Annotated in this window: 20 protein-coding genes; 10 read left to right on the plus strand and 10 right to left on the minus strand. The window is 74.3% G+C overall.

Annotated elements, in window-relative coordinates; all coding sequences use genetic code 11:
• The first annotated feature begins 151 nt into the window (after positions 1 to 151).
• Complete coding sequence (gene polX / locus ACFVHI_RS33805; RefSeq protein WP_380345676.1) at positions 152 to 1,921, plus strand: DNA polymerase/3'-5' exonuclease PolX; 1,770 nt, start codon at positions 152 to 154, stop codon at positions 1,919 to 1,921.
• 155 nt (positions 1,922 to 2,076) lie between these two features.
• Here polX and ACFVHI_RS33810 read toward each other — a convergent pair whose 3' ends face one another.
• Positions 2,077 to 2,955: a carbohydrate kinase family protein gene (locus ACFVHI_RS33810; RefSeq protein WP_063350237.1), complete on the minus strand. Its 879-nt coding sequence runs from the start codon at positions 2,953 to 2,955 to the stop codon at positions 2,077 to 2,079.
• Between the two features lie 3 nt (positions 2,956 to 2,958).
• A complete protein-coding gene (locus ACFVHI_RS33815) occupies positions 2,959 to 3,942 on the minus strand; it encodes a pseudouridine-5'-phosphate glycosidase (RefSeq protein WP_380345679.1) in 984 nt (327 codons plus the stop codon).
• Between the two features lie 136 nt (positions 3,943 to 4,078).
• On the opposite strand from ACFVHI_RS33815, the gene ACFVHI_RS33820 reads away from it, so the two are divergent.
• Complete coding sequence (locus ACFVHI_RS33820) at positions 4,079 to 4,981, plus strand: LysR family transcriptional regulator (protein WP_063350236.1); 903 nt, start codon at positions 4,079 to 4,081, stop codon at positions 4,979 to 4,981.
• A 193-nt stretch (positions 4,982 to 5,174) separates the two neighbouring features.
• The gene (locus ACFVHI_RS33825) at positions 5,175 to 6,839 is read left to right on the plus strand and encodes a peptide-N4-asparagine amidase (RefSeq protein WP_380345681.1); all 1,665 of its coding nucleotides are present in this window, start codon (positions 5,175 to 5,177) and stop codon (positions 6,837 to 6,839) included.
• Positions 6,840 to 7,158: 319 nt separating this feature from the next.
• Here ACFVHI_RS33825 and ACFVHI_RS33830 read toward each other — a convergent pair whose 3' ends face one another.
• The gene (locus tag ACFVHI_RS33830; protein WP_380345683.1) at positions 7,159 to 7,863 is read right to left on the minus strand and encodes a response regulator; all 705 of its coding nucleotides are present in this window, start codon (positions 7,861 to 7,863) and stop codon (positions 7,159 to 7,161) included.
• Between the two features lie 153 nt (positions 7,864 to 8,016).
• Between ACFVHI_RS33830 and ACFVHI_RS33835 the strand changes: the two genes are divergently transcribed.
• Together ACFVHI_RS33835 and ACFVHI_RS33840 are read left to right on the plus strand one after the other, a co-directional pair.
• Complete coding sequence (locus tag ACFVHI_RS33835) at positions 8,017 to 9,600, plus strand: purple acid phosphatase family protein (protein WP_380345685.1); 1,584 nt, start codon at positions 8,017 to 8,019, stop codon at positions 9,598 to 9,600.
• Positions 9,601 to 9,733: 133 nt separating this feature from the next.
• Positions 9,734 to 10,510, plus strand: a complete 777-nt coding sequence (locus ACFVHI_RS33840; protein WP_380345687.1) for a (2Fe-2S)-binding protein — start codon at positions 9,734 to 9,736, stop codon at positions 10,508 to 10,510.
• 70 nt (positions 10,511 to 10,580) lie between these two features.
• Here ACFVHI_RS33840 and ACFVHI_RS33845 read toward each other — a convergent pair whose 3' ends face one another.
• Positions 10,581 to 11,333, minus strand: a complete 753-nt coding sequence (locus ACFVHI_RS33845) for a FadR/GntR family transcriptional regulator (RefSeq protein ID WP_380345689.1) — start codon at positions 11,331 to 11,333, stop codon at positions 10,581 to 10,583.
• A gap of 179 nt (positions 11,334 to 11,512) precedes the next feature.
• On the opposite strand from ACFVHI_RS33845, the gene ACFVHI_RS33850 reads away from it, so the two are divergent.
• The gene (locus ACFVHI_RS33850; protein ID WP_380345691.1) at positions 11,513 to 13,045 is read left to right on the plus strand and encodes an APC family permease; all 1,533 of its coding nucleotides are present in this window, start codon (positions 11,513 to 11,515) and stop codon (positions 13,043 to 13,045) included.
• A 249-nt stretch (positions 13,046 to 13,294) separates the two neighbouring features.
• Here ACFVHI_RS33850 and ACFVHI_RS33855 read toward each other — a convergent pair whose 3' ends face one another.
• From ACFVHI_RS33855 to ACFVHI_RS33875, 5 genes are all read right to left on the minus strand, one after another.
• Positions 13,295 to 14,347, minus strand: a complete 1,053-nt coding sequence (locus ACFVHI_RS33855) for a hypothetical protein (RefSeq protein ID WP_380345693.1) — start codon at positions 14,345 to 14,347, stop codon at positions 13,295 to 13,297.
• Positions 14,348 to 14,521: 174 nt separating this feature from the next.
• A complete protein-coding gene (locus tag ACFVHI_RS33860; RefSeq protein WP_380345695.1) occupies positions 14,522 to 16,102 on the minus strand; it encodes an alpha-amylase family glycosyl hydrolase in 1,581 nt (526 codons plus the stop codon).
• Positions 16,103 to 16,308: 206 nt separating this feature from the next.
• A complete protein-coding gene (locus ACFVHI_RS33865) occupies positions 16,309 to 16,935 on the minus strand; it encodes a bifunctional 4-hydroxy-2-oxoglutarate aldolase/2-dehydro-3-deoxy-phosphogluconate aldolase (RefSeq protein WP_380345697.1) in 627 nt (208 codons plus the stop codon).
• 26 nt (positions 16,936 to 16,961) lie between these two features.
• A complete protein-coding gene (locus tag ACFVHI_RS33870; protein ID WP_380345699.1) occupies positions 16,962 to 18,581 on the minus strand; it encodes an amidohydrolase family protein in 1,620 nt (539 codons plus the stop codon).
• The gene (locus tag ACFVHI_RS33875) at positions 18,581 to 19,882 is read right to left on the minus strand and encodes an amino acid deaminase (RefSeq protein WP_380345701.1); all 1,302 of its coding nucleotides are present in this window, start codon (positions 19,880 to 19,882) and stop codon (positions 18,581 to 18,583) included. The genes ACFVHI_RS33870 and ACFVHI_RS33875 overlap by 1 nt, the downstream gene beginning before the upstream one ends.
• Positions 19,883 to 20,008: 126 nt before the next feature.
• Between ACFVHI_RS33875 and ACFVHI_RS33880 the strand changes: the two genes are divergently transcribed.
• Genes ACFVHI_RS33880 through ACFVHI_RS33890 form a run of 3 tightly spaced genes read left to right on the plus strand, consistent with a single transcriptional unit; the run spans position 20,009 to position 22,351 of the window.
• The gene (locus tag ACFVHI_RS33880; RefSeq protein ID WP_380345702.1) at positions 20,009 to 21,112 is read left to right on the plus strand and encodes a sugar kinase; all 1,104 of its coding nucleotides are present in this window, start codon (positions 20,009 to 20,011) and stop codon (positions 21,110 to 21,112) included.
• Between the two features lie 37 nt (positions 21,113 to 21,149).
• Positions 21,150 to 21,899: an IclR family transcriptional regulator gene (locus ACFVHI_RS33885; protein ID WP_063350228.1), complete on the plus strand. Its 750-nt coding sequence runs from the start codon at positions 21,150 to 21,152 to the stop codon at positions 21,897 to 21,899.
• A 26-nt stretch (positions 21,900 to 21,925) separates the two neighbouring features.
• Positions 21,926 to 22,351, plus strand: coding sequence for a RidA family protein (locus ACFVHI_RS33890; RefSeq protein ID WP_363371065.1), 426 nt, complete (start codon positions 21,926 to 21,928; stop codon positions 22,349 to 22,351).
• Positions 22,352 to 22,464: 113 nt separating this feature from the next.
• Here ACFVHI_RS33890 and ACFVHI_RS33895 read toward each other — a convergent pair whose 3' ends face one another.
• Positions 22,465 to 23,679, minus strand: coding sequence for an MFS transporter (locus tag ACFVHI_RS33895; RefSeq protein WP_380345705.1), 1,215 nt, complete (start codon positions 23,677 to 23,679; stop codon positions 22,465 to 22,467).
• A 179-nt stretch (positions 23,680 to 23,858) separates the two neighbouring features.
• Between ACFVHI_RS33895 and ACFVHI_RS33900 the strand changes: the two genes are divergently transcribed.
• On the plus strand, positions 23,859 to 24,513 hold a 655-nt coding region (locus ACFVHI_RS33900), incomplete at its 3' end, for a DUF2470 domain-containing protein (RefSeq protein ID WP_380345707.1).

Raw genomic sequence — 24,513 nt, forward strand, 5'->3', positions numbered from 1 at the left:
ACGCAGCGCCGCCCCGGGCCCGCGACGCAGCGCCGCCCCGGGCCCGCGACGCGGCGCCGCCGGCCCCGGGCCGGGCCTCACGAACTCCCTTCGCCCGCCCGGAGGGCCGCCGCCCAGGCCGGAGCCCGAGGAGCCGCCCTAGACTGGCCCCATGCCCCGGCTCAACGACCAGGTGCGGGAGCTGCTCCAGGAGTACGCCGACCTGATCAACATCACCGGCGGGGACGCCTTCCGGGCGCGGGCCTACGAGAAGGCCGCCCGCGCGGTGGGCGGCCACTCCGAGGACGTCGCCGGCCTGGACGTCAAGGGCTTGCAGCAGATCCCCGGCGTCGGGAAGTCCACCGCCGAGAAGGTCGCCGAGTACCTCGCCACCGGGCGGATCGCCGCCCTGGAGGCCCTGCGCGCCGAAGTCCCGTCCGGGGTCCGGGAGATGACGGCCGTACCCGGCGTCGGCCCCAAGCGCGCCCTCGCCCTCCACCGCGACCTGGGCATCTCCTCCGTCGACGACCTGGCCGAGGCGGTCCGCTCCGACCGGCTGTCCGGCGTGGCGGGCTTCGGCGAGCGCAGCGGCGAGAAGATCCTGCACGGCATCGAGTTGCTGCGGCGCTCCGGCGGCCGCACGCTGCTCGACGCGGCCACCGAACTGGCCGAGCAGCTCGTCGCCGCACTGTCCGCCGTGCCCGGCTGCACCCGCTGCGCGTACGCGGGGTCGCTGCGCCGGATGCGCGAGACGGTCGGCGACGTCGACGTGCTGGCGACCGCCGCCGACTCCGCCCCGCTGATGGCCGCGCTCACCGGACTCCCGTACGTGGCCGAGGTGATCGCGAGCGGTCCGACCAAGACCTCGGTGCGCACCACCGGGGGCGTGCAGGTGGACCTGCGGGTCGTCCCGGAGGAGGACTGGGGCGCGGCGCTCGTCTACTTCACCGGATCGAAGGCGCACAACATCAGGCTGCGCACGATGGCCGTCCGGGCCGGGCTGAAGCTCTCGGAGTACGGCCTGTTCCGGACCACCGCCGAAGGAGAGGGCCGCGAAGGAGAGGACGGCGAGAAAGAGGACGGCGCCAAGGTGGCGTCCGCGACCGAGGACGAGGTGTACGCGGCGCTCGGCCTGCCGTGGATCGCGCCGCCGCTGCGCGAGGACCGGGGCGAGATCGAGGCCGCCCTGCGCGGTGAACTCCCTGATCTGGTCCAGGAGTCGGACCTGCGCGGCGACCTGCACACGCACACCGACCTGACCGACGGCCTGGCCACCCTGGAAGAGATGATCGACACCGCGGCCGCCCGCGGCTACTCCTACTACGCCGTCACCGACCACGCGCCGGACCTGGTGATGCAGCGGATGACGGACGAGAAGATGCTCGCCCAGCGCGAGCGGCTGCGCCGACTCGCCGACCGCCACCGGAAGCTGCGCCTCCTGCACGGCACCGAGCTGAACATCGGCCCGGACGGCGGGGTGGACTGGCCGCCCGGGTTCCTGGCCGGCTTCGACGTCTGCGTGGCCTCCGTGCACTCGCACTTCACCGCCGACCGGGCCGCCCAGACCCGCCGGCTGATCCGCGCCTGCGAGAATCCGCACGTGCACGTCATCGGCCACCTCACCACCCGGAGGATCGGCCGCCGCGGCCCGATCGACGTCGACCTGGACGCGGTGTTCGCGGCCGCCGCGCGCACCGGCACCGCGATCGAGATCAACAGTTCCCCGCAGCGGCTCGACCTGCGCGACGAGGACGTCCTGCGGGCGAAGCGGCACGGCGTCCGCTTCGCGATCGACAGCGACGCCCACGCCACCGGGCAGCTCGCCTACCCGCGCTTCGGCATCGGTACGGCGCAGCGCGGCTGGCTCACCGCCGAGGACGTGATCAACACCTGGCCCTGGCAGCGGCTGAAACGTTTCCTCCGCAAGGACGCACTGCGCTGAGCGAGCCGCCGGGCACCCCGGCGGGCGGCCCCCACCCACGGGGCCGCCCGCCGCACGGTCAGCTCGACGCAGCCCCGACGCAGCCTCAACGCCGCCCCGACACCGCCCCGAGCCCGCCCGACGCCGCCCCCGAGGCCACCGCTCCGCGAACGAGGTCACCGCTCCGCGAACGAGGCCCCCGGCGTGGCCAGCACCCGGGCCGCGCTGCGGTGCCCGAGGCCGGCGGCCAGGTGCAGGTCGCCGGTCTCCAGGAAGCCGGCCAGGAATCCCGCCGCGAAGGCGTCCCCGGCGCCGGTGAGGTCGCGCACCTCGCTCACCGGCGGCACGGGCACCGTGAACGGCGCGTCCCCGGGCACGTCGACGGTGGTCGCCTGGGCGCCGGCCTTGGTGACCACGGTGGTGGCCGCCAGCCGGGCCCGCTCCGGCCCCGGCAGCCCGCCCACCAGCAGGCCCAGGTACTCCGCCTCGGACCGGTTGGCGAACACGAAGGTCGGCGCCAACTCGGCCAGCAGGGCGAGGAAGCGCTCCCGCCCGTACTGCTCCAGCATGCCGGTCGAGGAGGCGTCCACCGAGGTGGTACCGCCCGCCCGCCGGACCCGCACCAGCGCGTCCACCGCGGAGCGGCCGACCGGATCGCCGTCGAAGGAGTAGGCGGGCACGTGCAGGTGGGTCAGGCCGGCCAGCCACTCGTCCGGCACCCGGTCCAGCAGCTTGGCCGCGCCGCGGTCGGGCAGCATGGTCCGTTCGCCGGCCTGGTCGATCAGGACCACGATGCTGCCGGTCTGGCCGCGCCGGGCGACCCGTACGTCCACGCCGTGCCCGGTCAGTTCGGCGACGATGCCGTCCCCGACCGGGTCGGCGCCGACGCAGCCGATGAACCGGGCCGGGTACTGACCGGCGGCGAAGCTCGCGACGTTCGCCGCGCTGCCGCCGCGCCGCCGGAAGACCTGGGCGCTGGAGTCGGTGCCGTGCCGCAGCGGGCCGTCGACCCAGACGACGATGTCCTCGACGAGGTCGCCGAGCACCCCCAGCACGGGTCAGGCCCCGCTGCGGGCGGCGGCCGCCAGCGCGGTCGCGATCTGGCCGCCGAGCCGGACGTTGCCCCGGTAGACCTCGACGTTGACCTCCAGGCTGCGGCCCTGGGTGTCGCGCTGGATGTGGTCGAGCAGGAACGGCGTGGAGGCGTTGCCGGTGACGCCCTGGCGCTCGGCCTCGGCCCAGGCGCGCTCCAGGATGCCGTCGAGCTCCTCCGGCGGCAGCTGCTTGGCGGGGTCCACCGGGTTGGCGATCAGGACGGCCTGCGGCAGGGCGAGGCGGTCGCGGGCCTCGATGAGCCGCGCGGCCTCCTCGGGCGACTCGACGCTGAAGTTGATCTCGTGGCCGGAGTCGGTGACGTAGAAGCCGGGGTACTTGCGGGTGCGGTAGCCGATGACCGGGATGTTGAAGGTCTCGAAGCGCTCCAGGGTGGCCCGGATGTCGAGGATCGACTTCACGCCCGCGCTGATCACGGTGACCGGCGTGGCGGCCAGGGTGGTCATGTCGGCCGACTCGTCGAAGCTCTCGGAGGCGCCGAAGTGGACGCCGCCGAGGCCGCCGGTGGAGAACACCCGGATGCCCGCCCGGTGGGCGAGGAAGGCGGTGGCGGCGACGGTGGTGCCGCCGTGGCGGCCGAGCGCGGCGACCACCGGCAGGTCGCGCAGGCTCACCTTGTCCAGGCCGTCCGTCGCGGACAGTTCGGTGATCTGCTCGGTGCTCAGACCGACCGTGGGTACGCCCGCGTGCACGCCGATGGTCGCCGGGACGACGCCCGCCTCGCGCAGCTGCCGCTCGGCCTCCAGCGCGACGGCCAGGTTGCGGGGGCGCGGCAGGCCGTGGGTGAAGATGGTCGACTCCAGCGCGACCACGGGCCGGCCGTCGGCCACGGCCTGCGCGACCTCCTCGGAGACGTGGATGGCCCGCGCGGAACGGGTGGCCGGCGCGGAGCCGGCGGCTTCGGGGGTGCTGGGGGGCAGTCCGGTCATGGTCGGATCTCTCTGTGAGATGCCACTGCGGTGGGGCAACGTGTCGCTCAGCGTATGGACGGTTCGCATCGGAATCCAGAATGAGTCCTGGGGCTTTCCATAGGCTCTGGCCTATGAGTTAGCTTAGGCTTGGGCCATGGGCTTCACCTTGCGTCAACTTGAGGTCTTCCTCACCGTCGCCGAGACACTGCACTTCGGACGGGCCGCCGAACGGCTGCACATCTCCCAGCCGACGGTCAGCCAGGAGGTCGCCCGGCTGGAGCGGACCGTCGGTGTCGAGCTCTTCGACCGCAGCCGCCGCTCGGTGGCGCTGACCGAGGCCGGCGAGGTGATGGCCGCCGAGAGCGCCCGGCTGCTCGGGCAGGCCCAGACGCTGCTGGCCCGGGTACGGCTGCACGAGGAGTCCCGGCTGGGGACGGCCCGGATCGTGGCCTCCCCCAGCGTGGTGAACCGGCTGCTGCCCGCCGTGGTCAGCCGCGCCGAACAGGAGCTGCCCGCACTCACCACCGCCGAGGTCGCCGTCGACACCGGCCAGGTCTCCACCGCACTGGCCGCCGAACTCGCCGACATCGGCCTCGGCCGCTTCCTCGACGAGGTGGCCGGCTACCGACTGGAGCGGATCGCCGACGAGCCGGTACGGGTCGCCCTCGGCCGGGACCACCCGCTGGCCGGTCGGACGAGCGTGCGCCTCGGCGAACTGCGCGACCTGCCGCTGCTGCTGTGGCCGCGCGAGCAGCACCCGCGCTACTACGACCACGTGCTCGGCCTGTGCGCGGACCACGGCGTCGACCCGCCGGTGCTGGTCAGCCCGCCGCGGATCGTCGGCTCCCGGCTCTACCTGCTCGCCCGCAACCGCGCGTTCTCGCTGGTGCCCGGCTCGATGACCGGCCACCTCACCGAGGACGTGGCCACCGTCCGGCTGGACGGCCGGGCCACCCTGCCGCTGGAGATGCAGTGGCGGCTGGACGACCGCCGGCCCCGGCTGGCCACCCTGCGCGACCTGATCCGGCAGGAGGCCGCGGCCCTGGAGGTCGACTAGGCCCTTGCCGGGCCGATCTCGCCGGGCCCGGATCGGCCGGACCGGACCCAGCCACTCGTGACGGGTCACGCCGGGTACCCGAAGCACCCCCGGCGAATCCTTGACGCTGGCATGCCACCGCCGAAAGGATGCCCGGACCGCCCACCCGGCCCGCGGCAGCGCCCGCCGGCCGCCCGACCCCTGGGGACCAGCCTTGGCCGTCCGCCCGCTGCTTCGCCGCGCCGCCCGCCTCCTCGGCGCCGCCGCCCTGACCCTCGCCGGCACCCTCACCGCCGCCGCCCCCGCCCACGCCGACTTCGGCACCGACTACCACGACCCGGTCACCGCCACCCGGCCGCTCACCCGCCCCGACACCCGCTCCTGCACCGTCGAGGTGATGCACGACCAGCAGTTCCGCAACGGCTACGGCAACCCGCCCGACACCCCGTACACCACCACCCTCACCCCGCCCGCCGACTGCGCCGGGCCCTGGTCGGCGGTGGTCCTGGACCTCCACGGGCAGGTCGCCGGGCGGCAGTTCGACCGCATCTTCAGCGCCCGCGTCGGCGGCGTCCAGGTGCTGCTCTCCTCCACCCCCGAGCCGTCCAAGGACGGCATCGAATGGAAGCTGGAGCGCGATCTCACCCGCTACGCCCCGCTGTTCGCCGCCGGACCGCAGCCGTTCTCCCTCGACCTCGCCAACGTCACCGACGCCACCTACACCGGCGTCTTCACCATCAGCGCCAGTGTCACCTTCTACACCGCGAACGACCGCCGGCCCGCCGCCCACGCCGCCGACCGCCTGCTCACCACCGGGCCGTTCGCGCTCACCCAGGCCGCACCCGCCGCCACCCGCGAGCTCACCTTCCCGCAGAACCTCGAACGCCTCACCGCCGAGGTCTACACCCGGGGCGGCGGCGCCTGCGAGGAGTTCGCCTACGCCTCCGCGCCCGACGCCTTCGTCAGCGCCAACCCCGGCCTCGGCTCCTGCGGCAAGGGCCCGTTCCGCGAACTGCGGCTCACCGTCGACGGGCGGACGGCCGGCGCGGTCTGGCCCTACCCCGTCATCTACACCGGCGGGTGGGACCCACTGCTCTGGCGGCCCGTCCCCGGCGTCTTCGCCTTCGACCTGCCCGCCTACCGGCTCGACCTCACCCCCTACGTCGGACTGCTGCTCGACGGCCGCCCGCACACCGTCGGCATCGCGGTGAACGCCAGCGAGGCACAGAACAACGACACCTGGACCGGCCAGATCAACCTCTTCGCCGACGTCGACCACGGCACCGCCCGCACCACCGGGCAGCTCACCGACCACCGGGTCGCCCCCGAGGCCGCCGTCGACACCCGGCTCACCGACCACGGCGGCGGCAGCGGCGACTGGACCGTCACCGCCGGCCGGCACGACCTCGCCCGCGGCTGGGTCCAGACCTCGCACGGCCGGATCACCACCGAGGTCCGCGACGACCTCGCCTTCCGCTCCGCCCAGCAGCTGCGCGACAGCGGCAACGACGTGACCCTGCACAACCGCACCGACCTCACCCGCACCACCGCCACCTGGGGCGGCGGCCCGCACCGCACCACCACCGTGCGCGAGGGCGAACCGCTGGACGTCACCTACCGCGTCACCCACGACGCCGCCGGCAACACCGACCAGCAGACCGCCATGGACCTCGGCTACCACCGCGAGAGCACCGCGGCCACCGGCGGCCACGTCACCGAACGCTCCACCGTCGACCACACCCTGCGCCCCACCGCCCGCCGCCACGACGGCGACTCCACCGTCCGCACCGGCACCAGCACCGAGGACTACCGCAGCACCGGGCCCGACGGGCCGTACCACCGCACGCTCTCCTTCGTCGACGGCTGGCCGAAGCCGTAACACCGCCCGAAATTTCCCGACTTGCGAAATCCATCCGATTTCAGGCGGTTGACCCCTGGTGCACACGGCGTGGGAAGCGCATGATGGGAAGTGGACCTGCGAGGCAGCTGAAGGAGTTCGACCGCAGGAGGCAGTGGTGACAGATCGAGACGGATCAGGGTCTGCCACTGGTACTACCTCGGTCGACGATCGAACTGCCGGCCGGAGGACACGATGTCCGGAGGCCACCCCCGCCTCGTAGGTTCCCCGCGTCCACGGAGCGCCCCCTCGGCTCCGTGGACGCGTCCGTCGCGGCAGGGGCCCGTCGCGGCGGCGCCCGTCACTGCGGCACCGGGTAGCCCATCTCCCAGGCGTGGACGGCGATGCCGACCCGGTTCGCCACCCCGAGCTTGCGCTGGACGCTCGCGACGTGCGTCTTCACCGTGCCCGGCGAGATGAACAGTTCGGCGGCGATGTCCGCGTTCGTCCGGCCCGCCGCCACGTGACCGGCGATCTCCATCTCCCGCTCGGTCAACGGCACCACCGGCGCCGAGCGGGGCTCCGGACGGCGCGGCGCCGTCACCTGCCGCAGCAGCCGTACCGTGACCGACGGACTGATCAGGCTCTCCCCGTCCGCCGCCGCCCGCACCGCCTCGACGAGCAGCGACGGCCCCGAGCGCTTCAGCAGGAACCCGGACGCACCGTGCCGCAGCGCCGGGTACACGTACTCGTCCAGGTCGAAGGTGGTCAGCACCACCACCCGCACCGGCTCCGCCACGCCCGGCCCGGCCAACCGCCGGGTCAGCTCCAGTCCGTCCATCCGCGGCATCCGGATGTCCACCAGTGCGACGTCCGGGCGCAGTTCGGCCGCCAGTTCCAGCGCGGCCAGCCCGTCGGCGGCCTCCCCCACCACCTCGATGTCCGGCCGCGCCGCCAGGATCCGCCGGACGCCGCGCCGGACGCCCTCCTGGTCGTCCGCGATCAGCGTACGGATGATCCGCGGGCACTCACCGTTCGCACTCGTCACACCGTTCGTACTCGTCACGGCAGGCAGTCTGCCACGCCTGTCCGGACCGCCGGCCCCGCCCGCCGCCAATGCGGCCCGGTGGGTGGGAAGTTCACGTCACGAGCTCGGCGAGTGGGAAGTTCACGTCACGGGCCCGGCGCGGTTCACCGACACCCGGTGAGGCTGGCGGCCATGAACGCTTCCAGTGGACATCCCCCCGTCAGCCGGCGCGGGATCCTGGCCGGTGCCACCGGTCTCGGCCTCGGCGGCGCCGTCTCCCTCTCCGGCATCGCGGCCACGCCCGCCGCCGCCTCCCCGCTGCTGCTGGAGCGGCCGGACCGCTCCGGCGCCCCGCGTGTCGCCGGGCTGCACCTCCAGTTCGGCTCGGACGCCTCGCGCGAGGTCGTGGTCTCCTGGCACACCACCGCCTCGGTCGGCAACCCCCGTGTCCGGTACGGCACTTCGAACGGCGGCTTGGGCCGCAGCGTGCAGGCCGACACCAGCACCTACCGGGACGCCAAGTCCGGCACCGAGGTCCAGATCCACCACGCCCGGCTGAGCGGCCTGCACCCCGACACGGACTACGTGTACGCCGCCGTCCACGACGGCGCCACCCCGGAGCTCGGCACCGTCCGCACCGCCCCGCGCGGCCGGGCCGCCTTCACCTTCACCAGCTTCGGCGACCAGGGCACCCCCACCCTCGGCAAGAAGACCGCGAACGGCTACGCCAACGACAACCTGGGCAGCCCCGCCGCCGGCGACACCACCGCCGGAGTCGAGCGGATCGCCCCGCTGTTCCACCTCGTCAACGGGGACCTCTGCTACGCCAACCTCGCCACCGACCGGGTCCGCACCTGGTCCGACTGGTTCGAGAACAACAGCCGCTCCGCCCGCCACCGCCCCTGGATGCCCGCCGCCGGCAACCACGAGAACGAGCGCGGCAACGGCCCGACCGGCTACGGCGCCTACCAGGCCTACTTCGACCTCCCCCCGTCCGGCTCCGACGACGAACTGCACGGCCTCTGGTACGCGTTCACCGCCGGCGCGGTCCGCGTCATCAGCCTCAACAACGACGACGTCGCCTACCAGGACGCCGGCGACTCCTACGTCCACGGCTACTCCGGGGGCACCCAACAGCGCTGGCTGGAACGGGAGTTGGCCGCCGCCAACGCGAACCCCGAGATCGACTGGATCGTGGTCTGCATGCACCAGGTCGTCATCTCCACCGCCGACAAGTTCAACGGCGCCGACCTCGGCATCCGCGAGACCTGGGTGCCGCTGTTCGACAAGTACGGCGTCGACCTGGTGGTCTGCGGCCACGAGCACCACTACGAGCGCTCGCACCCGATCCGCGGCCAGCAGCAGACCGACACCCGCACCCCCATCCCGGTCGCCACCGACACCCGGACCATCGACACCACCCGGGGCACCGTTCACATGGTGATCGGCGGCGGCGGCACCTCCGCCCCCTCCAACGGCCTCTTCTTCGAGCCCGCCAAGGCCCGCGTCATCACCGGCGTCGGCGCCGTCGACCCGGCCACCGGCAAGCGGCCCCCGCAGTACGTGATCGAGGACGCCCCCTGGTCCGCCTTCCGCGACGCCGACAACCCGTACGGCTTCGCCGCCTTCGAGGTCGACCCGGGCGAGCGCGGCGGCCGGACCACCATCGATGTCACCTACTACTCCGTCAGCGGCCCGTACGGAGACCTCGTCCCCGTCGACCGCTTCACGCTCACCCGCCCGCGCGGCGCCCGCGGCGGCGGCCGGGGACGCTGACCCCGGCCGAGCCCGTCGGGGTGGCGCGCTCACCGGCCGCCACCCCGACGGCGCGGTACCGTTCCTCCGCGCGCCCGAACGCACCGATCACACCGATCACCCGAGCGCCCTGAACGCCCTGGAGGCCCGCCCGATGCCCGTCGACCGCCCCGCCGACGGCACCGGGAACGCCGGCCGCCCCGACTACGGCCGACTCGCCGCCGTCGGCCCGTACTTCGCGCTCGACACCCCCGCCACCCCCGGCGCGGGGCCGCCCCCGGGCTTCCGGCCGCTGCCCGAGCTGTACGGCACCGGGCCGGACGCGCCGCTGGCCCGGCGGATCCGGGTGGTGGCGCAGCGGCTCGGCACCGCCGAGCCCCGGGTCGCCGCGTCGATCCTGCACCTCGGACTGGCCGCCCGCTTCTGGTCGGTGGGCCTCGGGGCGGCCGTCCTGCTGGGCACGGTCCCGACGCTGGAGCACGCCTGGGTACGGATCCCGGATCAGGGGCCGCTCGACCTCTGGACGCCGCCGGAGCCCCCGCTCCCCGCTCCGTTCCCCGCTTCGCTCCCCACTCCGATCCCGCTCGCCGACCAGCTGTACGGGGCCGTCCTGGTAGGCCAGTTGGAGCCGCTGGCGGCGGCGGTGCGGTCCGCCGTCCCGCTCTCCGCCCGGCTGCTGACGGGCAACGCCGCCTCCGCCCTGGCCGGTACGCTGCGGGTCCTGGACGCCCACGCGCCGGGCCCCGCACGGGCGTTGGTCGCGGAGCTGCTCGCGCGCCCGCCGCTGGCCGGCACCGGGACGCTGCGGACCGGCCCGCGCGGCGCAGCCTTCCGACGGACGAGCTGCTGCCTGTACTACCGGGTGGGGCCGGGCGCCGGGGTCTGCGGCGACTGCTGCTTCACCCGGCCGCCCGTGCCAAGACGGGGCTGATACATCCAGGAGTGCAGGTCATATCCGGGCCTCCGGTCAGCCGTCGTCCGTCAGCCGTGTCCGTCAGCCGTCAGCCGTCGCCCGTCAGCTGGAGGTGCCCCCGCACCAGGTGGTGCACGCAGGCGACGGTGTGCACCTCGGCGGCGGCCCGGGCCCCGGCCGCGTCGCCGGCCAGGACGGCGACCAGGATCTCCCGGTGCTGCTCGGCGAACCGTTCCTGGTCGGGGCCGTGCGGTGCGGGCAGCCAGAGCAGCGGCCCGAGTTCGGCCTGGAGCCGGACGGCGAGCCGGGTGAGGCGCACGGACTGGGCGGCGACGGCGAGTTCGATGTGGAAGCGGGCGTCGGCGCGGCGCTGTTCCGCGGGCCCGGCGGCGTCGCGCAGGTCGTGCACCAGCCGGGTGAGCCGGGGTGCGAGGTCGGCGGGGGCGCGTTCGGCGGCGAGCCGGGCGGCGGTCCCGGAGACGGCCAGTTCCTCGTCGCCGAGATCGCGCAGGTCGACGGTGGCGAGGTCGCGCAGCCGGGCGAGTTGGAGGCGTTCGGAGCCCTCGCCGGGGGTGCGGACGAAGCTGCCGCCGTTGCGGCCGCGCCGGGTCTCGATCAGGTCGGCCTCGCGGAGCAGGGCGAGCGCCTCGCGGACGGTGCCGTTGGCGACGCCGAGCCGGTCGGCGAGGTCGTTCTCACTGGGCAGTTGGTCCCCGTCGACGACCAGGCCGAGGGCGATCGCCTCGGTGATCCGGCGGGCCACGGCATCGGCGCGGCCGAGGTCGGTCAATGGCGCGAGGACGGCGCTGAGCAGCGGGGTCGTGCTCCCGATCGTCGCCACGCCGGCCCCCTCCTCGATCACCGTCGGACTGGGTGCTCCCGGCAGGGTACCTCCCGGTCGGGCACGCACCCTTGCCGCTAGAAACCCGATCTCGTATGTTTTCCCGCGATCCCGGTCCGAGCACCACCCCCGGTAAGCCCTCACGCGTCACGCCACGTTCCCAGGAGCAGGAGCAGGTCATGACCGATGCCAGCGCACGTGCCACCTCCCCGACCGGCCCCCTCCCCCCTCAGGGCCCCGACATCGATGCCGATGCCGATGCCGCTCGGCTGGCCGCCCTCGGCTACACCTCCGAGTTCAAACGCGACATGAGCCTCTGGGCGAACTTCTCCCTCGGCTTCACCTACCTCTCCCCGGTCGTCGGCGTGTACACACTCTTCGCCTCCTCCCTCGCGACCGCCGGCCCGCCGATGGTGTGGAGCTTCCTGATCGCCGGGGTCGGCCAATTGCTGGTGGCGCTGGTGTTCAGCGAGGTGGTCGCCCAGTTCCCGGTGGCGGGCGGGGTGTACCCGTGGGCGCGCCGGCTCTGGGGCCGCACCTGGGGCTGGCTGACCGGCTGGGTGTACCTGCTGGCGCTGATGTCCACCATCGCGGCGGTCTCCTACGGCGCCGGCCCGTACGTGGCCGCGCTGCTGGGCGTCGAACCGAGCACCGCGACGACCGTCTGGTGCGCGCTCGGCCTGCTGCTGCTCGCCACCGTGATCAACCTGGGCGGCACCAAGGTGCTGTCGGCGGCGGCCGTGTTCGGCTTCGCCGCCGAGCTGCTGGGCGCCCTGGCGGTCGGCGCCTGGCTGCTGCTGACCCACCGCTACCACGGCCTCGGCGTGGTCTTCGACCGCTTCGACGCGGGCGACGGCGGCTCGTACACCGACGCCTTCCTGGCCGCCGGACTGATCGCGGTCTTCCTCTTCTTCGGCTTCGAGGCGTGCGGCGACGTCGCCGAGGAGGTGCCGAACCCCGGTCGACAGATCCCCAAGTCGATGCGGCGCACCATCTACGTCGGCGGCGCGGCGGCGATCGGCGTCAGCCTGGCGCTGGTGATGTCGATCCAGGACATCGGCGCGGTGGTCTCCGGCGACGACAAGGACCCGGTGGCCTCGGTGCTGCACGACGCGTTCGGCGCCACCGGCGCCCGGGTGGTGATCGGCGTGGTGCTGATCTCGTTCCTGTCCTGCGTGCTGAGCCTCCAGGCGGCGGCGAGCCGGCTGGCGTACTCCTTCGCCCGGGACCGGATGATCGTGGGCAGCCGGCTGCTCGCCACCGTCTCGGACCGCCTGCGGGTGCCGCCGTACGCGCTGCTGCTCGCGGCGGCAGTGCCGGGCGTGATCATCGTCGGCGCCTCGGCGCTCTCCGAGGGCGCCCTGACGAAGATCATCTCCTTCTCCAGCATCGGCATCTACCTGGCCTTCCAGATGGTGGTGCTGGCCGCCCTGCGCGCCCGGCTGCGCGGCTGGCGCCCGAGCGGGGACTTCCGGCTCGGCCGCTGGGGCCTGGCGGTGAACATCGGCGCGCTGGTGTACGGGCTCGCCGCGATCGTCAACATCTGCTGGGGCCGCACCCCGGACGCCGCCTGGTACGACGACTACCTCGTGCTGCTCTCGGCCGTGGCGGTGCTCGCGGCCGGCGGGCTCTACCTGCTGCTGGCCCGCCCGCACCTGCGCAGCGACGCCCCGTCCGGCGACGCGACGACCCCCGCCGGGGACGCCCGATGACCCTCACCCCTGGAGGAATCCCCGTCGCCGCCTTCGGCCGCGTCCCGGACGACGGGCACCCCGAAGGCGCGCCATGAGCCCGGAGTCATGAACCCGGAGTCACGGAACCGGAGTTACGAAACCGGAGCCATGAGTCCGGAGCCGCGAAACCGGCCCGCGCCCGGCTTGTCCAGAGCCGGGCGCGGGCCGTCGGTCCCCACCCGGTGCCGATGCCCTCAGCGCCGGATGGAGTACTCACGTGCGGTGCGGTCAGACCGCGACCGCCTCCGCCATCTCCTCCTCGGCCTCCACCGGGCTCTCCACCGCCCGGCGCCCGCGCTCCTCGTGGAGCGCGGCGGCCACCAGCGCAGCCCCGCCCAGCAGCAGCCAGACCACCAGGGTCACGACGTGCCCGCCGAGGCCCGCGCCGCCGTCGAAGTACAGGATGCTGCGCGCGCCCTCCAGGAAGCCGGCGCCGGTCCAGAAGCCGTGCAGCGCGCCGAAGAAGCCGTTCTGCAGCTCGGGCCGGAAGATGCCGCCGGAGCTGGTGAAGTTCAGCATCACGAACAGCACCATCAGGGCCAGGGTGGTCCACTTCTTCAGGAAGCTGTGCAGGCCGATGCCGATCAGGACGACGCCCGCCGAGTAGAGCCAGCCGAGCGCCCACACCGCGGCCAGCTCGTGGTCGACCACATGGAAGACCGGTCCGGCGGTGACGATCCCGATCACGCTCACCACCAGCGACACCGCCACGCCGACCAGCGCCCGGATCCGCATGCTCAGCCCGGCGCCGGCCGCGCCGATCACGGCGACGCTGGCGTAGGAGCCGATGCTCAGCGCGACCAGCAGGAAGAACAGGCCCTGGCCGGTCGGGTCGCCCTCGGCCGGGGTGGTGAGGTCGGTGACGTGCAGCGGCACGCCCTGCCGGTCGGTGACGTTGCTGAACACCGCCGTGGCGGCCACCGCCGAGGTGTCCGAGTTCCCCTTGGCGACGAGCAGTTCGGGGCTCCTGGCGTCCGGGAGGAAGGCCCCCACCAGATCGCGGTCGCGCAGCTGCTGCTCGGCGGTCGCCCGGTCGGGCAGGGTGCGGACGTCGACCGCCGCCCCGGCCTTGGCCTGGATCGCCTGTGCCAGGCCCTGCGCCTGCGGGGTGGTGCCGACCACGGCGACCTTCAGGTGGTGCGGCTCGGGCTGGTGGAAGGCGCCCTGGTAGGCGAGCGCCATGCCGAGGCACATCAGCAGCGGGGTGATCAGGTGGACGGCGAGGTGCTTGAGCGAGTGCCCCAGGGCGGGCGCTGCGGCGGGGGTCTGGGGTGTGCTCATGGCGTTCGTACCGTCCTCCGGTGGCGTCGAGTGGAGATGAGTGGCAAATGCAACCATCAAGGGTGTCACGTGCACCCACATCAGGTGGTAAATGCAACCATCTATGGATGTAGCTTACAACTATCTGACGCCGATCGAAAGCCGCCCGCCCCAGCGGGGGCCACCGCCGAACGCTCAGGACAGCTCGAACACGCCGTACGAGAAGCCGTCCGCCCGCAGCTCCCCGTCCGCCACCCGCACGCCCCGCACCTCCAGCGGGCGCGCCCCGCCGTGCTCCAGCCGCACCACCCCCGGCTCCCGGCGCGGGTTCACCGCCACCAGGTACCGTCCGGCCCGGGTGTACACCAGCGGGTACCCCGCGCGGCGGACCTCCACCCCGCCGGAGGCGCCCAGCCCCGGATGCGCCCGGCGCAGCGCGATCAGCCGCCGGACGGTGTGCAGCAGCGAGGTCGGATCGGCCCGCTGCGAGAGCACGTCCGGGCGCCGCGGGTCCGGGTCGACGGGCAGGTAGAGGCGCTCGGGCGGCGCGCTGGAGAAGCCCGCCGCCGGCCCGGGCTCCCACTGCATCGGGGTCCGCGAGCCGGCCCGGTTGTACCGCGGGCCGAGCACGCTGCCCTCGACGTCGGGCAGTCCGGGCAGGTAGCGCATGCCGATCTCGTCGCCGTAGTAGACGGCCGGCAGGGTGGGCCAGGTGAACAGGAACGCGAAGGCGGCGGCCAGTTGCTCGTCGGTGCGCGGGCCGGTGGCCAGCCGGGAGAAGTCGTGGTTGGCGGTGGGCAGGGCGATGTGGCCGACGCCCTCGGTCGCTTCGGCGGCGGCGCGCCAGGCCTCCAGGAACACCTGCGGGGTGCCTCGCCCCTCGGCCTCGAAGTAGCACGGGCCCTGCTGCCAGAACTCCTCGACCGTGCCGGCGCCGTTGTTCCACAGCGAGCGCAGCGGCAGGCCGCGGTCGGCACCGCCGAACTGCAGGAAGAAGTCCGCGTGGAAGCCCGCCGCGACGGCGGCCGCCGGATCGCCCCACTCGGCGAACAGCGCGGCCTGCGGGTGGGTGCGGTCCAGCCAGTCCCGCAGCCCGGTCCACAGCTTGGCGGTCTCCACCAGGCCCGGGTCGTCCTTGACCAGCGAGGAGGCCATGTCGACCCGGAAGCCGGCCAGGCCGAGGCCGAGCCAGTGCGCCATGACGTCGCGCAGGGCCGCCCGGTTGGCGCGCGGGCCCTCGGCGTCCACCGGCTGGCGCCAGGGCTCCACGGAACTGGGGCGCGCGTAGCCGAAGTTGAGCGCAGGCTGGCAGTCGAAGAAGTTCGGCCGGTACCAGCCGGGGCGGCTGCCGGGCGAGGCGACGAAGCCGTCCACCCGCTGGTCGGACCAGATGTACCGGTGGTCGGCCGGGTCCTCGGCGGCGGCCAGGAACCAGGGGTGGCGGTCGGAGGTGTGGCCGGCGACCAGGTCGAGCAGGATCCGGATGCCCTTGCGGCGGGCGGCCTCGACCAGCACGACCAGGTCCTCGGTACCGCCGTAGCGCGGGGCCGGGGCGAGGTAGTCGGCGACGTCGTAGCCGGCGTCGCGGAACGGGGAGGCGAAGCAGGGGTTGAGCCAGACGGTGTCGACGCCGAGCCAGGCGAGGTGGTCGAGGTGCGCGGCGATGCCGGCGAAGTCGCCGATGCCGTCGCCGTCGGAGTCCGCGAAGCTCTGCGGGTAGATCTGGTACAGGACGGCGTCGGCCAGCCAGTCGGGGCCGGGGCGGGGCGAGGTCATGGGGGTGGGTCCTCCTGCCGGATCCGGGGGCCGGGGCCGGGGCCAGGGCTGGGGCTGGGGCCGGGGCTGGGGAGCACGATTCTCGCCCATCCCCGGCCGTCCCGACAGCCCACCGACCAGCCGTCCCTGCTACCCGCCGACGGCCGTCCCGACAGCCCCGACAGTCCGCCGACCGCCGCCCCGGCACCCCGCCACCCGCCGGCCCCTCAGGCCCTGGCCACCGCGCACGCCGCGGTGAACGCCCGGGCCCGCCGGGTGATCTCCGCCCAGTCCCCCGCCGCGACCGCGTCCGGCGGCACCACGTCCGTGCCCGCGCAGACCGCGAGCGCGCCGTGCGCCAGGAAGTCGGCGGCGTTGCCCGCGTTCACCCCGCCGGAGGCCACCAGCGGGACGTCCGGGTACGGGCCGCGCAGGTCCTTGAAGTAGCCGGGGCCGAACGCCCGGGCCGGGAAGATCTTCACGGCGGCGGCCCCGAGGTCCACCGCCCGGGCCACCTCGGTCGGGGTGAGCGCCCCGAGCACCACCGGCACCCCGGCGGCCCGGGCGGCCTGCGCCACCTCGGGCCGGCAGCCGGGGGTGACCAGGAAGGACGCCCCGCTCGCGACCCCGCGCTCGGCCTGCTCGGCGGTCAGCACGGTACCCACGCCGACCCGCCAGCCCGCGTCCGCGGCACGCCGCAGGTGCGTCGTCACCTCCGGTGTGGTGTAGGTGAATTCGGTCCAGTTGATGCCGCCGTCGGCGAGCGCGGCGCACAGCGCGGCCGCGTCCGGGATGCGGGGCGCGCGGACCACGGCGATCACCGGGTCGTCCCGCAGGTCGGCGAGGGGGTCCACGGAGGGAGGATTCACGGAGGGGGGATTCACAGGGATCTGGTTCCTCGGTCGGTGCGGCGCAGGGCACGCCCGGGCCGGGCGCCCGTGGTGCGGCCCTGCCGGACGACGGCGGTGCCGTTGACGTACACGTGCTGGACGCCCTCGGCGGGCAGCCGGGGGTGCTCGAAGGTGGCGGCGTCCCGGACCTTCTCGGGGTCGAGGAGCACCAGGTCGGCGTGGTGGCCGGGGGCGATCAGGCCGCGCCGGTGCAGCCCGAGCCGGGCGGCGGGCCGGCCGGTCATCCGGGCGATGGCCTCCTCCAGCGTCAGCACGCCCAACTCCCGGCTGTAGTGGCCGAGGTAGCGGGGGAAGGTGCCCCAGGCGCGCGGGTGCGGCCGGGCGCCGACCAGCAGCCCGTCGCTGCCGACGGTGTGCGCCGGGTGGCGCATGATCGCCCGGACGTTCTCCTCGTGCCCGACGTGCTGGAGGATCGTGGTGGCCAGTTCATCGCGGCGCAGCAGGTCGAGGAAGACCTCCGTCCCGCTGCGGCCCTGCTCGGCGGCGAGTTCGGCGACGGTCCGGCCGACCGTCCGCGCCAGCTCGGCCGTCCGGACGCCGGAGATCTGGATCGTCGCCCAGTCGGTGACGACGCCGTGGCAGCCGTCGCTGCCCTTCTCCTCCACCTCGTACCGGATCCGCTCGCGGGCGGCCGGGTCGGCGAGCCGGGCGAGGGTCGCTTCCGGGCCGCCCTCGGTGGCCCAACTGGGCAGCAGGGCGGCCAGGGTGGTGGAGCCGGGCAGGTAGGGGTAGCTGTCCAGGGTGAGGTCGACGCCGTCGGCGAGTGCCTGGTCGACCAGTTCCAGCAGTTCGCCGGCCCGGCCCCGGTTGACGCCGAAGTTCATCGTGGCGTGGGTCAGGTGCAGCGCGCAGCCGGTCCGCCGGGCGATCTCCACCATTTCCGCGTAGCCCTCCAACGCGCCTGCGCCGTACGAGCGTTGGTGCGGGGCGTGGAAGCCGCCGTAGGCCGCGACCACGGTGCACAGCTCGACCAGTTCGGCGGTGTCCGCGTACATCCCGGGGGTGTAGCTGAGACCGCTGGACATGCCGACCGCGCCGTCCAGCAGGCCCTGCGCCAACTCCTGGCGCATCCGGTCGAGTTCGGCCGGGGTGGGCGGCCGGTTGGCCCAGCCCATGGCGAGCATCCGCAGCGAGCCGTGCGGGACGAGGTAGCAGGCGTTGACGGCGACGCCGGTGCGGTCGATCCGGTCCAGGTAGCCGGCGACGCCGCGCCAGTCCCAGTCGAAGGCCTCCGGATCGCCGTTCCAGCCGGCCAGTTGGCGGCGCAGCGCGGGCAGGGTGGTGTCGTCCACCGGGGCGTAGGACAGGCCGTCCTGGCCGAGGACCTCGCAGGTGACGCCCTGGGTGACCTTGGCCGGGTGCTCGGGTTCGAGCAGCAGGGCGAGGTCGGAGTGGGCGTGCATGTCGATGAAGCCGGGGGCGAGGACCAGCCCGTCGGCGTCCACCACCGTCGGCGCGTCGAGGCCGGGGCCGATCCCGGCGATCAGCCCGTCGGTGATCCGCACGTCCGCCCGGTAACGGTCCGCGCCGGTGCCGTCGACGACGGTGGCGCCCCGGAAGACGGTGTCGGGCGCTCTGCCGCCCGCCATCAGAAGAACGTCCTGACCAGCCCGGTGACCTTCGGCTCGGCCGCGTCGGCGGAGTCGAGCACCGGGATCGCGGTCCACTTGTCGAAGGCCGTGCACGGGTGGGAGACGCCGAGTCGCAGCACCGCGCCGATCGGGGCGAGGTCGCCCGCGTCGCGCAGGAAGGCGTGCTGGTCGTTGAGTGCGGTGATCCGGGCCGCAGTGCCGGTCAACTCGGCTCCGCCGCGCACGTGTTGCGGCTCGGGCAGGCCCTCGTCGAAGGGCAGGTCGCGCTTGCCGGCGTCCAGCAGGGCCAGTTGCGGCTCGGGCCGGGACACCACCCGGGCCCAGCCGTGCAGCGCGCTGCGGAACGGCGTGGCGCCGGCGCCCCGGACCAGCGGCGAGATGCCCCGGTAGAAGCCGTCGTCGTGGGCGATGTACGCGCCCGAGCGCAGGACCACGAGGGCTTCCGGCAGGCCTGCGAGTTCCTCGACGACCAGGTCGAAGTAGGCGCTGCCGCCGGCCGTCACGATCGGCCGGGCGTCGTCCGGGTAGGCGCGGGCGAGCCGGCCGTGCAGGTCGGCGAGCGCCTTGAGGTAGCCGCGGACGGTGGCCAGCCCGTCGGCGGTGGCGTCGTGGGCGAGCGCGCCCTCGTAGCCGCCGACGCCCGCGAGGCGCAGGGTGGGCGCGCGCAGCACGGCGGCGGCGATCTCGACGGCCGCGTCGGCGCCGCGGGCGCCGGTGCGCCCGCCGGGTCCGCCGAGTTCGACCAGGACCTCGACGGGCCGCTGGGCCCCGGCGGCGCGCAGCGCCTCGTCCATCAGCCGGACGCTCTCGGTGGAGTCCACCCAGGAGACGAAGGCGAACGCCGGGTCGGCGGCCAGTTCGGCGGCGAGCCAGGCCAGTCCGGCCGGGTCGAGCAGGGTGTTGGCGAGCAGGATCCGCTCGACTCCGAAGGCCCGGGCGACGCGCACCTGCGGCAGGTTGGCGAGGGTGATGCCGTGGCTGCCGGCGGCGAGCTGCGCCTGCCAGAGGGCGGGCGCCATGGTGGTCTTGCCGTGCGGCACGAGCGCGACCCCGGCCTTGGCGCACCAGTCGGCCATGGTGCGCAGGTTGTGGTCGAGCGCGGCGCCGTCCAGGGTGAGCAGCGGGGTGCCGAGCCCGGTGAGGGTGGGCCCGGTGGCCAGCCAGTCGCGGACGGAGTGCCCCCAGGCCTCCGGCGGGGCGGCCTTGAACCGCCAGTCGAGCGTCTCGTCGGCGAGGGCCGCCACCGCGCCGTCGTCGATGCCCGGCCCGGTGCCGATGCTTGCGAAGGTCTGCTCCACCGTCTTCCTCCATCTGCCGTGTTGCAACATGTGCAATGAGGGTTGCACATGTTGGCATGACGGTTCTAGCATCGGCGCCGGATCACGGTCAACGGAACGGCCGCCGCAGACGGAGGAGCCCAGCAGATGCCGCGACAGGACACCCCGGGCCCGGCCCGCCCCGGTCCTTCCCCGACGGCCGTGTGCGTGGGCGAGTCCATGGCGGTGCTGCTGCCGGACCGGCCGGGCCCGCTGGAGGCCGTGGAGAACTTCCGGCTGTCGGTCGGCGGCGCGGAGTCCAACGTGGCCGGTGCGCTGGCCGCGCTCGGCGTGCCGACCGCCTGGATCAGCCGGGTCGGCGACGACGGCTTCGGCCGCCGGCTGCTCGCCGAGGTCGCCGCCCGCGGCGTGGACGTCTCGGCGGTCGCCGTCGACCCGCACCGCCCCACCGGCCTGTACCTCAAGGAGGTCGGCGGCGCCACCGGCCACCACCACGACCTCGGCCCCGGCCGCAGCCAGCTGCACTACCACCGGCGCGGCTCCGCGGCCGCCGCGCTCTCCCCCGCCCTGCTGGCCGACCCGGCGGCCGTCCGGCTGCTGTCCGGCGCCCGCCTGCTGCACCTGTCCGGCATCACCGCCGCGCTCTCCGACGACTGCCTGGCGCTGCTGCGCGCCCTGCTCGCCGACCGCCGCCCGGAGCGGACCGTCAGCTTCGACCTCAACTGGCGCCCCGCACTCTGGCACGACCGCGACCCGGCCGTCCTGCCGCCGCTGCTGGACGCCGCCGACCTGCTGCTGATCGGCGCCGACGAGGCCGAGGCCGCGTTCGGCACCGGGGAGCCGGTCGCGCTGCGCCGCCGCTTCGCCTCCCCGGCCACCGTGGTGGTCAAGGACGCCGCCCGGCTGGTCACCGCCCTGGAGCGGGACGGCACGTCGGTGAGCGAACCGGCCCTGGCCGTCGAGGTGGTCGAGGCCACCGGCGCGGGCGACGCCTTCGCCGCCGGCTACCTGGCCGGCACCGTCCGCGGCCTGGACCAGCGCCGCCGGCTGCGGCTCGGCCACCTGAGCGCCGCCTGCGCGCTGACCGCCCACGGCGACCAGGCCGAACTGCCGCCCGCCGCCGTGGTGGCCGCGCTGCTCGACGCCTCGCCCGCCGACTGGGCCGCCACCCGGGTCTCGGTGGAGGGCATCACCGGCCCGGCCGTCCCCGCGGACCGGTCCCGCGACACCCGGCGGGCCCGGGCACAATGAGCACCAACCCGAGCCCGAACGACCCCGGCGGAGCACGATGAGCCAGACCGTCACCCGCGCCCTGCGCCTGCTCGCCGAACTCGGCGAGGGCGAACGCTCCCTCGACCAGCTGGCCGAGGTGCTCGGCGTCCACAAGACGACCGTGCTCCGACTGCTCCAGAGCCTGGAGGAGGAACGGTTCGTCTACCGTGACGCCGCCTACCGCTACCACCTGGGCGCCGGCCTGTTCGCCCTCTCCGGCCTCGCCCTGGAACAGCGCGGCGTCCGCCGGATCGCCGCCCCGCACCTGGCCGAGCTGAACGCCACCACCGGCCAGACCGTGCACCTGGCCGCGTACGAGGGCGGCGAGGTCGTCTACATCGACAAGTTCGACTCCCGGCACCCGGTCAGGATGTACTCCCGGATCGGCCTGCGCGCCGCCCTGCACAGCGCCGCCGTCTCCAAGGTGCTGCTCGCCGACCTGCCGCTGCCCGAACGCCGCCGGGTGGCCGCCGGGATCGACTTCACCCCGCACACCCCGCGCACCCTCAGCACGCCCGAGGCGCTGCTCGCCGAGCTGGAGAAGGTCGCCGTCCAGGGCTGGGCGCAGGACCACGCCGAGCACGAGGCGTTCATCAACTGCGTGGCCGCCCCGATCCGGGACGCCAGCGGCCGGGTCGTCGCCGCCGCGTCCATCTCCGTCCCGGACGTCGTCCTCCCCTACGAGCAGGTGCTGGACCTCCTCCCGCAGCTGCTCGCCACCACCCGCGCCATCTCGGCCGACTGCGGTCGCCCGGACCACAACTGATCAACCGTCAGACCGTAAGGAACCCCATGAGCGAGCAGCACCCGACCAACGGCAAGACCGAGATCCGCACCGACGGCGCCCCCGCCCCCGCCTGGATGTTCTCCCAGGGCGTCCGCAAGGGCCCGATCCTCCAGGTCTCCGGCCAGGGCCCGCAGGACCCGGCGACCGGCGAGTACCTGTACCACGGCGACGTGAAGGCGCAGACCCGGCGCACGCTGGAGAACGTCAAGGCGATCGTCGAGGCCGGCGGCGCCACCATCGAGGACGTGGTGATGTTCCGGGTCTACCTCACCAAGCGGGCGGACTTCCCGCTGATGAACGAGGTGTACGCCGAGTTCATCGACGAGAACATCAAGCCCGGCGGCGTGAAGCCCTGCCGCACCACGATCTTCGTCGAGCTGCCGCAGGAGCCGATGCTGGTCGAGATCGACGCCCAGGCCGTCGTCGCCTGAAACACCGCCGAGCAGCCCGACCACCGCAAGGGCCCGGACGCGCACCAGGCGTCCGGGCCCTGCGCCGTCCCCCTCGTTCACCTCCCCGCGGGCACGCCCTGCTCGGCCGGAGCTCACCGCCCCACTGGCGCACCCTGCTCGGCCGGGGCACCCGAGCGCGCCACGACCCGCCCCTCGCCCGCCGCGCCGCGCCGGTCCAGCGCCGCCGCGAACACCGTCACCCCGAGGGCGACCGCGGTGAGCAGCCCGCCCACCCAGTTCGGCGCGTCGTAGCCGAGGCCGCCGGAGATGACCAGTCCGCCGAGCCAGGCGGCGAGCGCGTTGCCCAGGTTGAACGCGGCGATGTTGGCGGCCGAGGCCAGTGTCGGCGCGCCCGCCGCCTGGTCCATGACCCGCTTCTGCAGCGGCGCGACGGTCGCGAAGCCGAACAGCCCGATCAGCGGGATGAGGACGATCGCGGCCGGCTTGCTGTGCGCGGCGAAGGTGAAGGCGAACAGCAGCACCGCGAGCACCGCGAGGATCACGGTGAGGCTGCGCATCAGCGCGCGGTCGGCGAACCAGCCGCCCAGCAGGTTGCCGACGAACAGGCCGACGCCGAACAGGAAGAGCAGCCAGGTGGCGCTGCTCGGGGCGAAGCCGGCCAGTTCGGTCATCATCGGCGTGATGTAGGTGAACATCGCGAAGATGCCGCCCCAGCCGAGCACGGTCATGGCGAGCGCGAGCCAGAGCCGCAGGGTCCGGAAGACGGCCAGTTCGGGGCCGAGCCGGGCGGCGCCGGTCCGCGGCTGGACGGGCACCAGCGCCGCGATTCCGGCGAGGCCGAGCAGGCCGAGCCCGGCGACGACGTAGAACGTGGAGCGCCAGCCGAAGTGCTGGCCGAGCAGGGTGCCCATCGGGACGCCCAGCACGTTGGCGGCGGTGAGGCCGGTGAACATCAGGGCGATGGCGCCGGCCCGCTTGTGCGGGGCGACCAGGTCGGCGGCGACGACCGAGCCGATGCCGAAGAACGCGCCGTGCGCGAAGGCGCTGACGATCCGCCCGACCATCAGCAGCCCGAAGGCGGGGGCGACGGCCGCGATCAGGTTGCCCACCACGAACAGGCCCATCAGCGTCAGCAGCATGCCCTTGCGGGGGGCACGGGTGCCGAGGATGGTGAGCAGCGGTCCGCCGACCACGACGCCGAGCGCGTAGCCGGAGATCAGCAGACCGGCGGTGGGGATGGCGACCGAGAAGTCGCCGGCGACCTCGGGCAGCAGGCCCATGATCACGAACTCGGTGGTGCCGATGCCGAAGGCGCTGATCGCCAGCGCCAGGAGCGCGAGGGGCATGAGGGGCCGCTTTCCAGAGAGAACCGTTGCGCATGCAACTACCGGCGTCGACAATACGAGACATCCGCAGATACTTGCAAGCGCTTTCTACCCCCGGCGGCAGCGACCTTGGCCGCGCCACTTGCCACACCCCCGAGCGGAGATTAGGTTAGGCTCACCTAACCAACTGGAGGTCCGTCATGAGCCTGCCCGCCGGCGACGCCGAGGTGCCCGAACCCACCACCGCCGAGCGGGTCCAGAGCCTGCTCAGCGCGACCTCCTCGCTCACCGTCCGCGCCTGCGGCGAGCACCACGACCTCGACACCCCGGTCTCCGTCCACGGCTCCCGGCTGCGCCTGCGCGCCCCGCTGGGCGACCCGCTCGCCACCGCCGCCGCCCGCGCCACCGACGGACTCGCCGTCGTCCTGGACGTCACCGACATCTCCCCCGTCGCCGTCCGCGACCGGATCCGCGCCCGCCTCACCCTGGCCGGCCGACTGCACCTGGCCCACCTCGCCGACGACGGCCTCAGCGTCCACCTGCGCGTGGACGTCGCCCACGCCGTCCTCTCCACCCCGTACGGAACCGGCGCACTCACCGCCGGCGACCTCGCCCACGCCGCACCCGACCCGCTGGCCCGCTACGAGGCCGCCATGCTCACCCACCTCGCCGACGACCACGCCGACGCCCTCGCCGTCCTCACCCGGCTGCTCGACCCGGACCTGCTCGCCCAGCACCCGGAGGTCCGCCCGCTCGCCCTGGACCGCCACGGCCTGGTCCTGCGCCTGGACCACCCGCACGGCCACCGCGACGTCCGCCTGGTCTTCCCCGAACCGGCCGCCGACACCGAGGACC

It is taken from the genome of Kitasatospora sp. NPDC127121 (assembly GCF_042677305.1).
Classification (GTDB): domain Bacteria; phylum Actinomycetota; class Actinomycetes; order Streptomycetales; family Streptomycetaceae; genus Kitasatospora.

Excerpts from the sequence above, each read along its gene's own strand:
- ACFVHI_RS33860 (WP_380345695.1), bottom strand. The coding sequence starts at position 16,102 with ATGACCTCGCCCCGCCCCGGCCCCGACTGGCTGGCCGACGCCGTCCTG.
- ACFVHI_RS33855 (WP_380345693.1), bottom strand. The coding sequence starts at position 14,347 with ATGAGCACACCCCAGACCCCCGCCGCAGCGCCCGCCCTGGGGCACTCG.
- ACFVHI_RS33870 (WP_380345699.1), bottom strand. The coding sequence starts at position 18,581 with ATGGCGGGCGGCAGAGCGCCCGACACCGTCTTCCGGGGCGCCACCGTC.
- ACFVHI_RS33815 (WP_380345679.1), bottom strand. The coding sequence starts at position 3,942 with ATGACCGGACTGCCCCCCAGCACCCCCGAAGCCGCCGGCTCCGCGCCG.
- ACFVHI_RS33890 (WP_363371065.1), top strand. The coding sequence starts at position 21,926 with ATGAGCGAGCAGCACCCGACCAACGGCAAGACCGAGATCCGCACCGAC.
- ACFVHI_RS33850 (WP_380345691.1), top strand. The coding sequence starts at position 11,513 with ATGACCGATGCCAGCGCACGTGCCACCTCCCCGACCGGCCCCCTCCCC.
- ACFVHI_RS33820 (WP_063350236.1), top strand. The coding sequence starts at position 4,079 with ATGGGCTTCACCTTGCGTCAACTTGAGGTCTTCCTCACCGTCGCCGAG.
- polX (WP_380345676.1), top strand. The coding sequence starts at position 152 with ATGCCCCGGCTCAACGACCAGGTGCGGGAGCTGCTCCAGGAGTACGCC.
- ACFVHI_RS33880 (WP_380345702.1), top strand. The coding sequence starts at position 20,009 with ATGCCGCGACAGGACACCCCGGGCCCGGCCCGCCCCGGTCCTTCCCCG.
- ACFVHI_RS33885 (WP_063350228.1), top strand. The coding sequence starts at position 21,150 with ATGAGCCAGACCGTCACCCGCGCCCTGCGCCTGCTCGCCGAACTCGGC.
- ACFVHI_RS33840 (WP_380345687.1), top strand. The coding sequence starts at position 9,734 with ATGCCCGTCGACCGCCCCGCCGACGGCACCGGGAACGCCGGCCGCCCC.
- ACFVHI_RS33895 (WP_380345705.1), bottom strand. The coding sequence starts at position 23,679 with ATGCCCCTCGCGCTCCTGGCGCTGGCGATCAGCGCCTTCGGCATCGGC.
- ACFVHI_RS33835 (WP_380345685.1), top strand. The coding sequence starts at position 8,017 with ATGAACGCTTCCAGTGGACATCCCCCCGTCAGCCGGCGCGGGATCCTG.